Annotated in this window: 13 protein-coding genes; 8 read left to right on the top strand and 5 right to left on the bottom strand. The window is 72.5% G+C overall.

What is annotated here, in order from left to right; genetic code table 11:
- Together DDP54_RS06820 and DDP54_RS06815 are read left to right on the top strand one after the other, a co-directional pair.
- Positions 1 to 717: a hypothetical protein gene (locus DDP54_RS06820; RefSeq protein ID WP_109131111.1), complete on the top strand. Its 717-nt coding sequence runs from the start codon at positions 1 to 3 to the stop codon at positions 715 to 717.
- Positions 714 to 1,322: a LemA family protein gene (locus tag DDP54_RS06815; protein ID WP_109131110.1), complete on the top strand. Its 609-nt coding sequence runs from the start codon at positions 714 to 716 to the stop codon at positions 1,320 to 1,322. Before DDP54_RS06820 ends, DDP54_RS06815 begins: the two co-directional genes overlap by 4 nt.
- A 91-nt stretch (positions 1,323 to 1,413) precedes the next feature.
- Here DDP54_RS06815 and DDP54_RS06810 read toward each other — a convergent pair whose 3' ends face one another.
- The 3 genes from DDP54_RS06810 to DDP54_RS06800 are packed head-to-tail and all read right to left on the bottom strand — an operon-like array spanning position 1,414 to position 3,760.
- Complete coding sequence (locus DDP54_RS06810) at positions 1,414 to 2,211, bottom strand: YwiC-like family protein (RefSeq protein WP_242448265.1); 798 nt, start codon at positions 2,209 to 2,211, stop codon at positions 1,414 to 1,416.
- On the bottom strand, positions 2,208 to 2,981 hold the full coding sequence (locus DDP54_RS06805; RefSeq protein WP_109131109.1) for an HAD-IIA family hydrolase: 774 nt from the start codon (positions 2,979 to 2,981) through the stop codon (positions 2,208 to 2,210). Before DDP54_RS06805 ends, DDP54_RS06810 begins: the two co-directional genes overlap by 4 nt.
- Positions 2,982 to 3,040: 59 nt before the next feature.
- Positions 3,041 to 3,760, bottom strand: a complete 720-nt coding sequence (locus DDP54_RS06800) for a VTT domain-containing protein (protein ID WP_109131108.1) — start codon at positions 3,758 to 3,760, stop codon at positions 3,041 to 3,043.
- Positions 3,761 to 3,852: 92 nt separating this feature from the next.
- Here DDP54_RS06800 and purT point away from each other — a divergent pair, with 92 nt between their 5' ends.
- From purT to fbaA, 3 genes are all read left to right on the top strand, one after another.
- Positions 3,853 to 5,115: a formate-dependent phosphoribosylglycinamide formyltransferase gene (gene purT / locus DDP54_RS06795; RefSeq protein WP_109131107.1), complete on the top strand. Its 1,263-nt coding sequence runs from the start codon at positions 3,853 to 3,855 to the stop codon at positions 5,113 to 5,115.
- Positions 5,112 to 5,936 carry a TrmH family RNA methyltransferase gene (locus tag DDP54_RS06790; protein WP_242448264.1) on the top strand — a complete coding sequence of 275 codons (825 nt, stop codon included), beginning with the start codon at positions 5,112 to 5,114 and terminating at the stop codon, positions 5,934 to 5,936. The genes purT and DDP54_RS06790 overlap by 4 nt, the downstream gene beginning before the upstream one ends.
- Positions 5,937 to 6,019: 83 nt before the next feature.
- Positions 6,020 to 7,042, top strand: a complete 1,023-nt coding sequence (gene fbaA / locus DDP54_RS06785) for a class II fructose-bisphosphate aldolase (RefSeq protein ID WP_109131106.1) — start codon at positions 6,020 to 6,022, stop codon at positions 7,040 to 7,042.
- 169 nt (positions 7,043 to 7,211) lie between these two features.
- Here the strand turns inward: fbaA and DDP54_RS06780 are convergent, their stop codons facing one another.
- Positions 7,212 to 7,595 (bottom strand): STAS domain-containing protein, encoded by a 384-nt coding sequence (locus tag DDP54_RS06780; protein WP_242448440.1) that lies wholly within the window; start codon positions 7,593 to 7,595, stop codon positions 7,212 to 7,214.
- 155 nt (positions 7,596 to 7,750) lie between these two features.
- Between DDP54_RS06780 and DDP54_RS06775 the strand changes: the two genes are divergently transcribed.
- Entirely contained in the window at positions 7,751 to 9,889 is a 2,139-nt protein-coding gene (locus tag DDP54_RS06775) for an ATP-binding SpoIIE family protein phosphatase (RefSeq protein WP_242448263.1), read from the top strand.
- 35 nt (positions 9,890 to 9,924) lie between these two features.
- Here the strand turns inward: DDP54_RS06775 and DDP54_RS06770 are convergent, their stop codons facing one another.
- Entirely contained in the window at positions 9,925 to 10,260 is a 336-nt protein-coding gene (locus DDP54_RS06770; RefSeq protein WP_109131104.1) for an STAS domain-containing protein, read from the bottom strand.
- 128 nt (positions 10,261 to 10,388) lie between these two features.
- Here DDP54_RS06770 and DDP54_RS06765 point away from each other — a divergent pair, with 128 nt between their 5' ends.
- The gene (locus DDP54_RS06765) at positions 10,389 to 10,814 is read left to right on the top strand and encodes a DUF3151 domain-containing protein (protein ID WP_109131103.1); all 426 of its coding nucleotides are present in this window, start codon (positions 10,389 to 10,391) and stop codon (positions 10,812 to 10,814) included.
- A 170-nt stretch (positions 10,815 to 10,984) separates the two neighbouring features.
- A complete protein-coding gene (locus DDP54_RS06760) occupies positions 10,985 to 12,271 on the top strand; it encodes an adenylosuccinate synthase (protein ID WP_109131102.1) in 1,287 nt (428 codons plus the stop codon).
- Positions 12,272 to 12,317: the final 46 nt, after the last annotated feature.

Here is a 12,317-nt window from a genome sequence, read left to right as displayed (position 1 = left end):
GTGGGCGGCTTCGACCTGTTCCAGTCGCTCTGGCTGGTCCTCCTCGTCATCGGCATACCGCTCGGGCTCGTCGGCTCGTGGTGGCTCCAGACCAAGCGGACCGAGCGGCTCACGGCCTGGGCGGCCACGACCGGCTGGCGGTTCGACGGCAGCGACGCCTCGCTCACCCGACGGTGGACGGGTCAGCCGTTCGGGCAGGGTGACGCGCGGCGGGCGACCGAGGTGCTGCGCGGGCACTTCCAGGGGATCCCCGCGACGTCGTTCACCTACCGCTGGACCACCGGATCGGGCAAGAACAGGACGACCAACGTCCGCCACGTCGTCGCGCTCGACCTGCCCGCCTACCTGCCGACGGTCGAGCTGACGCCCGACGGGCTCGGCGCGAAGCTCGCGAAGGTCGTCGGCGGCCAGGACATCCAGTTCGAGTCCGACGACTTCAACCGCGCGTGGCGCGTCGAGAGCCGGGACCTCGCGGTCGCGCACGCGATCGTCAACCCGCGCCTGATGGAGCGTCTCCTGCGCGGCGACGCGACCGGTGAGTGCGTGCGCATCGAGGGGACCTCGATCCTGTCGTGGGCGTACGGCGCGACCGACACAGACACCCTGGCCCGGCGGCTCGGGGTGCTGGTGGCCATCGCCCACGCGATTCCTCGACACGTGTGGATGGACCACGGCTACGATCCGATGACCGACCAGACCACCCGGGGGAACTCGTGACCGGCATCACCATCGCACTGCTCGTCGTCGTGGCGATCATCGTCATCGTCCTGATCTGGGCCGTCGCCACGTACAACGGCTTCGTCCGCCTGCGCAACCTCGTGCAGGAGGCCTGGCGGCAGATCGACGTCGAGCTCAACCGACGTCACGACCTCATCCCGAACCTCGTCGAGACCGTCAAGGGCTACGCGGCGCACGAGCGCGGCGTGTTCGACGACGTCAGCCGGGCGCGCGCCGCCGCCTCGGGTGCCGGGCAGTCCCCGGCGCAGCAGGCCGCCTCCGAGAACGTGCTCACGCAGGCCCTCGGGCGGCTGTTCGCCGTCGCCGAGGCGTACCCGGTGCTGCGCGCGAGCGAGAACTTCCAGCAGCTGCAGGCCGAGCTCACCAACACCGAGGACCGCATCGCCGCGGGTCGTCGGTTCTACAACGCCAACGTGCGCACGCTCAACACAAAGGTCGAGTCGTTCCCGTCGAACCTCATCGCGGGGGCGTTCGGCTTCGTGCGCGCCGAGTACTTCGAGACCGAGGACCCCGCGGTGCGTGCGGCGCCCCAGGTCAGCTTCGGCGCGGGCGACGCCCCGGCACCGGGCGCACCGACCGTCTGAGCCCGCTGCCCGGCTGAGCGTGCTGCCTGTCTGAGCCCGTTGCCCGTCTGAGCGCGCTGCCCGTCTGAGCCCGGCCAGAGTACGGCTGGGTTCAGCCGGCCGCGACGAGGACCACCGCGAGGGCCACGGACGCGGCGACCTCGCCGAGCCCGACCGTGCGCGGCGAGGTGTGCGGCCAGAGCCGGGGGACGACGGCGGCCCGCACAGCGAGCGCGAGGAACAGCACGCCCGCCCAGGGGCTCCACCCGAACGCCGGTACGCAGACGAGCGCGTGGTAAGCGACGGACTGGACGTACCGGCGCCGGTCGCCGCGGTCACGGATCATCGTCTTGACGTACAGCGCGGTGCCGAAGAAGTACGCGAGCACCAGCCCCGTGACGGCCCAGGTCGCACCGTCCGTCGCGCCGGGCAGCCACGTCCACCCGCCGGGCGCCGCCGGTCCCAGGCCGGCCGCGACGGCGACCATCACGCTCGCCGCGACGATCGTCACCGCGTCGTTGACGAGCGACCGGTCCGTGCGCCGGACGGAGTGCCACAGGCTGACCGCGAGGAGCGGCGCGTACACGACGCCCCAGGTGACGAGCGCCGGGCGGCTCGCCAGCAGAGCGAGCCCGAGCGCGGCCGTGACCAGCGCGTACGCGCGTACGGGGGGCCAGTAGCGGGCTTTGCGACCGGACCGCAGCCACAGCCCGGTCGCGAAGAACGCGAGGTACGCCGCGAGCCAGGCGGCTGCCAGCAGCAGGTGACGCCACGTGGGGCCGGCCCGCAGGGCGCCCACGACGACGGGCAGGACGAGCATCGCCCACGCCCCGTGCTGGTTCGGGACCCAGCCCGGTCCGCGCCGCCGACGGGTCGGGGTGCGCCCGGTGCCCGTTGCGGGGTCGGTCACACGCAGGAGACGAGGTCCGCGATCGAGTCGACGACGTGGCTCGGCCGGAACGGGAAGCGCTCGATGTCGGCGGCCCGCGTGGAGCCGGTGAGCACGAGGAAGGTCTGCAGGCCGGCCTCGATCCCGGCCACGATGTCCGTGTCCATCCGGTCGCCGACCATGGCCGTCGTCTCGGAGTGCGCGTCGATCCGGTTGAGGGCCGAGCGGAACATCATGGGGTTCGGCTTGCCGACGAAGTAGGGCTTGCGACCCGTCGCGGCGGTGATCATCGCGGCGACCGCACCCGTTGCGGGGAGGTCACCCTCGGCGCTCGGGCCGGTCACGTCGGGGTTCGTCGCGATGAAGCGCGCGCCGCCCTTGATGAGCCGGATCGCCTTCGTGATGGCCTCGAACGAGTACGTGCGGGTCTCGCCGAGCACGACGTAGTCCGGGTCCGTGTCGGTCAGCGTGTAGCCGACCTCCCACAGCGCGGTCGTCAGGCCGGCCTCGCCGATCGTGTAGGCGCTGCCGCCCGGGACCTGGTCGTCGAGGAACTGCGCGGTGGCGAGCGCCGAGGTCCAGATCGCGTCCTCGGGCACGTCGAGACCCGACGACGCGAGGCGCGCGTGCAGGTCACGCGGCGTGAAGATCGAGTTGTTCGTCAGGACGAGGAACGGTCGACCGGCGTCGCGCAGCGCGCGCACGAAGTCGGCGGCACCGGGCAGCGCCGTGCCCTCGTGGACGAGGACGCCGTCCATGTCTGTCAGCCAGCTGCGGATCTCGCGGGTCATGACTTCCTCGCGGCTCGGTGGTGCGGGTCGGTGGGACGGCTCGGTCGAGACCGGAGCGGTCAGACTGCCTCGTCGGCCGTCTCGTCGGCGAGCACGGCCGCGGGGGCGCGACGTGCGGCGAGCCACGAGCGGGCGAGCTTGAGCCCGATGGGGGCGACCGAGACCAGGACCACGGCGATGAGGAGGAACTCGATGTTCGCCTTGATGAAGGGGACGTTGCCGAGCGCGTAGCCGAGCAGCGTCACGCCGACACCCCAGAGCAGCGCGCCGACCAGGTCGAACGAGACGTAGTGCCGGTACGACATGCGCCCGACGCCCGCGGCCACCGGCGCGTACGTCCGCACGAACGGGATGAACCTCGCGACGATGATCGTCCGGCCGCCGTACCGCTCGAAGTAGGCGTTCGTCTCGTCGATGTGGCTGCGCTTGAAGATCTTCGAGTCGGGCCGGTCGAACACCTTCGGGCCGAGCTTGCGGCCGATCCAGTACGCGCACTGGTCCCCGCCGAACGCCGCGAGGAACAGCAGCAGGCAGAGCAGCCACAACGGGAACTGCAGCACGTCCTGCGCGACCAGGGCGCCCGCGGTGAACAGGAGGGAGTCGCCCGGGAGCAGCGGGAACAGCAGTCCCGTCTCGATGAAGACCACGATGACGACGCCGATGAGCGCGTAGGCGCCGAACGACTGGATCAGGTGGTCGGGGTTGAGGAAGCTGGGTCCGAGGGTCGCCAGGTGACCGGAGCCGGAGACGGCAGCGGTGAGGGCGGTCAGTGCGAGCACCCGACCAGCCTACGGGTGCGGTTGTGTCGCGATACGACGGGGCACGTGAAGACCTCGCACGCCTGCGCCCGGCGGCTGGGAGAATCGCCCGCATGACCTCCTCCCTGCCGCCCGTCACGCCGGGCACCCTCGGCACCCCGCTGACCCCGGGTGCGACCCGCGTCCTGCTGCTCGGGGCAGGTGAGCTCGGCAAGGAGGTCGCGATCGAGCTGCAGCGCCTCGGGGTCGAGGTCGTCGCGGCCGACCGGTACCCCGACGCCCCGGCGATGCAGGTCGCGCACCGCTCGCACGTGCTCGACATGCTCGACCCCGACGCGCTGCGGGCACTGCTCGCCGCCGAGCGCCCCCACGTCGTCGTCCCCGAGATCGAGGCGATCGCGACCCACGTGCTCGCCGAGGCGGAGGCCGACGGCGTCCGCGTGGTGCCGACCGCCCGCGCGACGGTGCTGACGATGGACCGCGAGGGCATCCGCCGGCTCGCCGCCGAGGAGCTCGGGCTGCCCACGTCGCCGTACCGGTTCGTCGGCTCGCTCGAGGACCTACGGACCGCGGTCGGTGAGCTCGGGCTGCCCGTCGTGGTCAAGCCGGTCATGTCGTCGTCGGGCAAGGGGCAGTCGGTCGTGCGGACGGCCGACGACGTCGAGACCGCGTGGGAGCACGCGCAGCACGGTGGCCGCGCCACAGGCTCGGCGGACGGCCCCCCGGCGCGCGTCATCGTCGAGGGGTTCGTCGCGTTCGACTCCGAGATCACCCTGCTGACCGTCCGGCACGTCGGCGGGACGACGTTCTGCGACCCGATCGGGCACGTGCAGGTCGACGGCGACTACCGCGAGTCCTGGCAGCCCGCCGCGCTCGCACCGGCAACCCTCGTCGAGGCCCAGCGCGTCGCCGCGACCGTGACCGGCGCGCTCGGCGGGTGGGGCGTGTTCGGCGTCGAGCTGTTCGTCGTCGGCGACCGCGTGCTGTTCTCCGAGGTGTCGCCCCGGCCGCACGACACCGGGCTGGTCACGCTCGTGTCGCAGGATCTGTCGGAGTTCGCGCTGCACGCACGCGCGGTGCTCGGGCTGCCCGCGGGCGACGTCCTGCGGCTCGGTGCGGGGGACGGGCAGGGTGCTGTCGACGGGCAAGGTGCGGCGGCATCGTGCGCGGTGCTCGCCGAGGGCACGGGCGTGCCGGTGTTCTCCGGTGTCGACGTCGCGCTCGCGGTGCCGACCGCGCAGGTGCGCCTGTTCGGCAAGCCGTCCGTCGCGGGCCGACGCCGGGTCGCCGTGACGCTCGCTCGCGGCGCGGACGTCGAGGAGGCGCGGGAGCGTGCGCGGTCGAGCGCGGCGGCTCTGCGGGTCGAGCTCACGTGACCGCGGTGGGCCGGCACGACGTGACCGGCGACGCCCCGACCGGGGATCTCGCGAGCGCGGTCGTCGGGAGCGTCGAGGACGGTGCCGTCGCCGGGGGAGCCGTCGTCGAGAGTGCCGTCGTCGAGGGCGAGGTCGGCGTCGGCCCGTGGCCCGGAGGCCCGAGCGCGTGGCCGGACCTCGCCGGGCCCGACGGCGCACCGCGCTACGACCCGGACCTGCTCGCGCACGGCGACCGCCGCAACGTCGTCGACCGCTACCGGTACTGGACGCTCGACGCGGTCGTCGCGGACCTCGACACCCGCCGCCACCCGTTCCACGTGGCGATCGAGAACTGGGCGCACGACATGAACATCGGGTCCGTCGTGCGGACCGCGAACGCGTTCGCTGCGGCCGAGGTCCACATCGTCGGGCGACGGCGCTGGAACCGTCGCGGCGCCATGGTCACCGACCGGTACCAGCACGTCCGCTACCACCCGACCGTCGAGGACCTGCTCACGTGGGCGCGCACCGCGGGTCCGGCCGGCGACCCGCTGCCCGTGCTCGGCATCGACAACCTGCCCGGGTCGGTCCCGCTCGAGGGGTACCCGCTGCCGCGCGGCTGCGTGCTGCTGTTCGGTCAGGAGAGCGTCGGCCTGTCGGACGAGGCGCGCGCGGGGGTGGTCGACGTGCTGCACATCGCCCAGTTCGGCTCGACCCGTTCGATCAACGCGGGCGCGGCCGCCGCGATCGCGATGCACGCGTGGATCGCCCGCCACGCGGACGCGTCGGGCCACGGGACGGCCGGGCACGGCTCGACCGCCGCGGGGCTGCCCGCTGGGTAGGACGTCCCGGCCCTGCCCACGGCCGGACGTGAAAGAATCGGCACGAAGTCACCACCCCCCTTCTACCTCCAGGAGATCCGTCGATGGGCATCGCAACCCCCGAGGTCTACACCGAGATGATCGACCGGGCGAAGGCCGGCAAGTTCGCCTTCCCCGCCGTCAACGTCACGTCCTCCTCGACCCTCACCGCCGCGCTCCAGGGCTTCGCCGAGGCCGAGAGCGACGGGATCATCCAGGTCTCCGTCGGCGGCGCCGAGTACGCGTCCGGCTCGACCATCAAGGACCGCGTCGCGGGCTCGCTCGCGCTGGCCGCCTACGCCCACGAGGTCGCGAAGAGCTACCCGATCACGGTCGCGCTGCACACCGACCACTGCGCCAAGGCCAACCTCGAGTCCTGGGTCCGCCCGCTGCTCGCGCTCGAGATCGAGCAGGTCAAGGCCGGCAAGCTCCCGACGTTCCAGTCGCACATGTTCGACGGCTCGACGGTCCCGCTCGGCGAGAACCTGATCATCGCCGAGGAGCTCCTCGAGCTCTCGCAGCTGGCCCGCACGATCCTCGAGATCGAGGTAGGCGTCGTCGGTGGCGAAGAGGACGGCCACATGGCCGAGATCAACGAGAAGCTCTACACGACCGTCGAGGACGGCCTGGCCACGGTCAAGGCGCTCGGTGCGGGCGAGAAGGGTCGCTACCTGACGGCCCTCACGTTCGGCAACGTGCACGGCGTCTACAAGCCCGGTGCGGTCAAGCTGCGCCCGTCGATCCTCGCGGAGATCCAGAAGGCCGTCGGGGACGCGATCGGCAAGGAGAACCCGTTCGACCTCGTCTTCCACGGTGGCTCGGGCTCGACCGAGGCCGAGATCTCCGAGGCCGTCGACAACGGCGTCATCAAGATGAACATCGACACCGACACGCAGTACGCGTACTCGCGTCCGGTCGCCGACCACTTCTTCAAGAACTACGACGGCGTCCTGAAGGTTGACGGCGAGGTCGGCAACAAGAAGGCGTACGACCCGCGTGCGTGGGGCAAGGCGGCCGAGGCCGGTCTGGCCAAGCGCATCGTCGAGGCCGCGCAGCAGCTGCGCTCGGCGGGCCAGAAGCTCGGCTGACCCAGCCCGCACGACCAGTACGACCTGAACGACCCAGACAGGCCCGAGGGCCCGGTCCGGCACCACCGTCCGATGGACGTCGGTGCCGTGCCGGGCCCTCGGCCGTGCCGGGCCCTCGGCCGTGCCGGGTCAGCGCGCCAGAGGATCAGCGCGTCAGAGGTTCAGCGCGTCAGGAGAGCAGGTTGCCGTCGCCGCGAGCCTCGAACTGCGTCTCTGCGTCGTCGTCGACCACGTCGAGCAGCTCGCCGATGCGGGTGACCTCGAGCAGGAACCGCACGGTCGGGGGGACGCGCAGCAGCCGGACGCGGTGCTGGCTCCGGGTCGCCAGGCGTGCGAGGAACGCGACCCCCGAGGAGTCCATGAACGTCACGTGGTGGGTGTCGACCTCGATGGGGAGGCCGGACTGCTCGGCATCGGCCGTCGCCTGGTGGAGGTCGGTGCCGAGATCCGCGTCGATCTCGCCCGACAGGACGATCCGGGTGCGGTCGGCGCCGAGGATCACGTGCACGGCTCCGGGTTCGCCGCGCGGCGGGGCGCTCCGGTCGGCGTGCAGTCCGGTGGCGTCCTCAGCGGGCCCGTGGCCCGTCCGGCTGTTAACGTCGCGCACGATGCTCCTCTCCGGATGAGGGCGACCGCCCTCGGTTCCCGGCACGTGCCCAGTCCACGGTCGGACTCACGACATGGGGGAACGCTAGACGATCGGAGGTGGTGGCGGTCAACTGTTCGACGATCGATCCGCCTCCGGACGCTCTCGCGGAGGTGCGCGAGCGGGCCTTCCGGGCCGCCGACGTCCCCATGTACATCGCGGCGGCGGGCTCACCCGCTCAGACCATCGTGTGGGTCAACGACGCGTTCGTCCGGCGCACGGGGTTCACCGCCGAGGAGATCGTCGGCCAGGCGCCGGGACGGCTCCTCGGGCCGGACACCCACCCCGAGCTGATCGACAGGTTCCGGGCCGCGATCGCCGACGGGCAGCCGTGGGCCGAGACGCTGCGCACGGTGGCCGCCGACGGGACGCCGTCATGGACGCGCGTGTCGATCGCCCCCGTCCAGGGGGACCAGGACGGGATCACGCACTGGTTCTACGTGCTCGTCGACGTCACCGACCTCGAGGAGCGCCACCGCGAGCAGCTCGCCGAGGTCGAGCGCGAGCGCCGCGAGCGGACGAGCATCGGGATCATCTCGCGGATCTCCGACATCCTCATGGACCTCGACGACCCGAGCTCGCTCGGTGAGGTCGCGGGCGTCCTGGGCCGTTCGGTGGTGCGGTGGGCCGGCTTCTACCTGGAGGACGACGACGGGCTGCGGCCGGCCGACGGCACCGACACGCCCCCGTACCGGGTCGGACGCCGTCACGCAGCGGTCGTCGAGGTCGGAGCGGCCGCGCAGGACGCGGCGGCATCGCCGTGCACGCAGGCGGTCGACCCCGTCCACGAGCTCCTGACCGGCGAGCGCACCCAGCCCGTCGACCTGGACCTGGCGGCACCGGCTGCCTCGACCGCGTCCGGGTGGCTCGCCGACCAGGTGCGCAGGGCCGTGACGCGCCTGCCCGAAGCGCCGTCCGGCGTGGTCGTGCTGCCCGTGCCGGGCCGTCGCCGGGTCCTCGGGGTGCTCGTCGTGGTCCCCTCGGACGGGACCGACGCCGCGGCGATCGACAGCGCGGTCGGGACCGTGCTCCAGCTCACGACGCGCCGCGTCGGGCTCGCCGTCGACAACGCCCGGCTGTACGAGCGTGAGCACCGGGTCGCCGAGACGCTCCAGCGGTCGATGCTGCCCGAACAGGCCGACGTCGACGGCCTCGACGTCTGGTCGTACTACGCGCCGAGCTCCGCGCACGCGCAGGTCGGCGGCGACTGGTTCGACGTGCTCGAGATCGATGCGGACGTCGTGGGTGTCGTCATCGGGGACGTCGTCGGGCATGACATCGAGGCCGCCGCGTCGATGGGCCAGCTGCGCTCGGTCGTGCGGACGTACGCGTTCGAGGTCCGGACGCCGGGGCTCGTCCTCGAGCGCGTCGACCAGCTGGTCGCCGGCATGCGGATCCCACGCCCCGCGGCTCTCGTCCTGATGACGCTCACGCGGACGGACGACACCTGGCGGCTCGCGTACTCCCGCGCCGGCCACCTCCCCGGGCTGCTCGTGCGCGACGGCCGCGTGACGGAGCTCGACGAGGCCGGCGGGCGGCTGATCGGCATCTCCGTCGGCCCCCGCACGACGTCGGAGGTCCCGCTGGCTCCGGGCGACGTCCTTGTCCTCTACACGGACGGCCTCATCGAACGGCGGGACCGCGCGTTGCGCGAGGGCCTCGCGGCGCTGCGTGAGGCCGCCGAGGGCGTGACCGCGACCGACGCCGCGGGCATCGGCGAGGACCTGCTCGCGCGGCTCGCCGACGACCCGGAGGACGACGTCGCGGTCGTCGTCGTGCGCATCCCCGACCCGGCGGTCGACGGGTCCGTCGCGCGCAGCCCACGCTCACGGCGGTGGCGGCTGCCGAGCGAGCCCGCGGCGGCCGGTCGTGCCCGGCACGCGGTCGTGCGCACGTGCCAGGCCTGGGGCCTGACGTGCGGCCCGAGCGCCGAGCTGGTCGTCTCCGAGCTCGTCGCGAACGCGGTGCTCCACGGGTGGGGGCACGTGCTGCTGCGTCTCGACGACACCGAGGACGGGCTGCGGATCGAGGTCGAGGACGCGAACCCCGCGCCGCCTGTGACGACCGACGGCCACCGCGGACGGGTCGGCGGGTTCGGCATGCAGATCGTCGAGCGCCTGGCGGACTGGGGCTGGCGGCCGGCCGGCACGGGCAAGGTCGTGTGGGCGAAGATCCGCGCCGGCGAGGGCACCGACGTCTGAGAGGTCGGCCCCTGACGGGCTCGGCGGCCTGCGGCCTACGGGGTCGGCGCGTGCGCCTCGACGTCGCAGTCGGCCTGGATCACGAACAGGTCGAGGACCCCGCACACCGACAGCACGAACAGGTCACGCTCGTCGGTCCCGCGCAGCACCGTCTGGCTGCCCCGGGCGTTGCCGGCGTCGGCGAGCGAGATGAGGAACGCGGCGCCCGTCGAGTCCATGAAGGTCACGCCGCACATGTCGACGACGAGGCGGCCGTGCCGCATGCCCGCGATCCGGGCGCGAGCCTCGGGGAACGCGTCGCGCTCGGCGACGTCGAGGTCACCCGCGAGGACGAGCGTCGTCTCCGACGGTGTCGCGACGACCTCGATCATCGGCATCCTCAGGTTCGGGGAGGGTTCGGGGGGACAGTGGCGGGTTCAACCGCGTCGGCTGGCGGGTTCGACTGTAATGACGGTCGCCGCGGGCCGCACGTCGGGCCGCACCGCGCGAGGATGGGGGCATGAGCCACGACAACCTCTTGGGCCCCGAACCCGTCCGCCTGCCCGCCGACGGTCCCGACGCCGACGTGCGTGCCGCGCTGACCGCCGGCGCCGACCTGCAGGACGCCGCGCGCGAGAACCCGGCGTCGCCGTACGCCTGGGCGCTGCTCGCGGAGCGCGCGCTGGCCGACGACGGCGACCCCGTCGCGGCCTACGCCTACGCCCGGACCGGGTACCACCGCGGGCTCGACGCGCTGCGCAAGGCCGGCTGGCGCGGCCAGGGACCGATCCCCGCCGACCACGAGCCGAACCTCGGGTTCCTGCGGGCCCTGCTCGCGCTCGAGGAGGCGGCCGAGGCGATCGGCGAGGAGGAGGAGGTCGACCGGATCGCGCGGTTCCTCGCGGACTCGGGGACGTCCGAGGACGAGATCTCCGGCCTGCGCTGACCGGTTCGCCGGCGGGGGCGGACCGCCGATGACCGATCCTTGACGTTCGGGTAACCTTTCGGGGGTGCTGGTGCGCTGCCGCCGGTGCCCGGGTCTGCGGCCCGCGAGCTGTGCTCGCACCGGACGTGGCGCGGACCGGACCACCCAGCAGCGCGGAAAGTGGAGAGTCGATGCCTGCCGTCGTGGTGCTCGGGGCCCAGTGGGGGGACGAGGGGAAGGGCAAGGCGACCGACCAGCTCGCCTCCCGGACCGACTTCGTCGTCAAGTTCAACGGCGGCAACAACGCGGGGCACACGGTCGTCATCGACGGTGAGAAGTACGCGCTCCACCTGCTCCCGTCGGGCATCCTCTCCCCGGGTGTCGTCCCGGTGATCGGCAACGGGGTCGTCATCGACCTCGAGGTGCTGTTCGTCGAGATCGACGCGCTGATCGCGCGCGGCGTCGACCCGAGCCGCCTGCTGGTCTCGTCGGCCGCGCACGTCATCGCGCCGTACAACCGCACGATCGACAAGGTCACCGAGCGGTTCCTCGGCAAGCGGAAGATCGGCACCACCGGCCGCGGCATCGGCCCGACGTACGCCGACAAGATCAACCGCATCGGCATCCGCATCCAGGACCTGTTCGACGAGAAGATCCTGCGCCAGAAGATCGAGGGCGCCCTCGAGCAGAAGAACCACCTGCTCGTGAAGGTCTACAACCGGCGCGCGATCACCGTCGACGAGACGATCGACGAGCTGCTCACGAACGCCGAGCGGCTCAAGCCGATGGTCGCGGACACCCCGCTCGTGCTCAACCGCGGGCTCGACGAGGGCAAGACCGTCGTCTTCGAGGCCGGTCAGGCCACGATGCTCGATGTGGACCACGGCACGTACCCGTTCGTCACGTCGTCGTCCGCGACGGCCGGCGGCGCGTGCACGGGCTCGGGTGTCGGCCCGACCCGCATCGACCGCGTCGTCGGCGTCGCCAAGGCGTACACGACCCGGGTCGGCGAGGGTCCGTTCCCCACCGAGCTGCTCGACGCGACCGGCGAGTGGCTGCGCAAGACGGGCGGCGAGTACGGCACGACGACCGGCCGCCCGCGCCGGACCGGCTGGTTCGACGCCGTCGTCACGCGCTACGCCGGACGCGTCAACGGGCTCACGGACCTCGTCGTCACGAAGCTCGACACGTTGACGGGCCTGGAGAAGATCCCGGTCGCCGTCGCGTACGACGTGAACGGCGTCCGCCACGACGAGATGCCCCTCGACCAGAGCGACTTCCACCACGCGAAGCCGATCTACGAGGAGTTCGACGGCTGGACCGAGGACATCTCGCTCTGCCGGTCGTTCGACGACCTGCCGGTCAACGCGCAGCGGTACGTGCTGGCGCTCGAGGACATCTCGGGAACCCGCGTCTCGTCGATCGGCGTCGGCCCCGGCCGCGAGGCGACGATCATCCGGCACGATCTGCTCGCCTGACCGTTCGGCTCGTCCGGCTCGTCCGGCTCGTCCGGCCGGTTCGGCC

Origin of the sequence: Cellulomonas sp. WB94, from assembly GCF_003115775.1 — a bacterium.
GTDB lineage: Bacteria > Actinomycetota > Actinomycetes > Actinomycetales > Cellulomonadaceae > Cellulomonas_A.
Note: the sequence above shows the minus strand (reverse complement) of the source record. Positions and strands in the feature narration are given on the sequence as shown.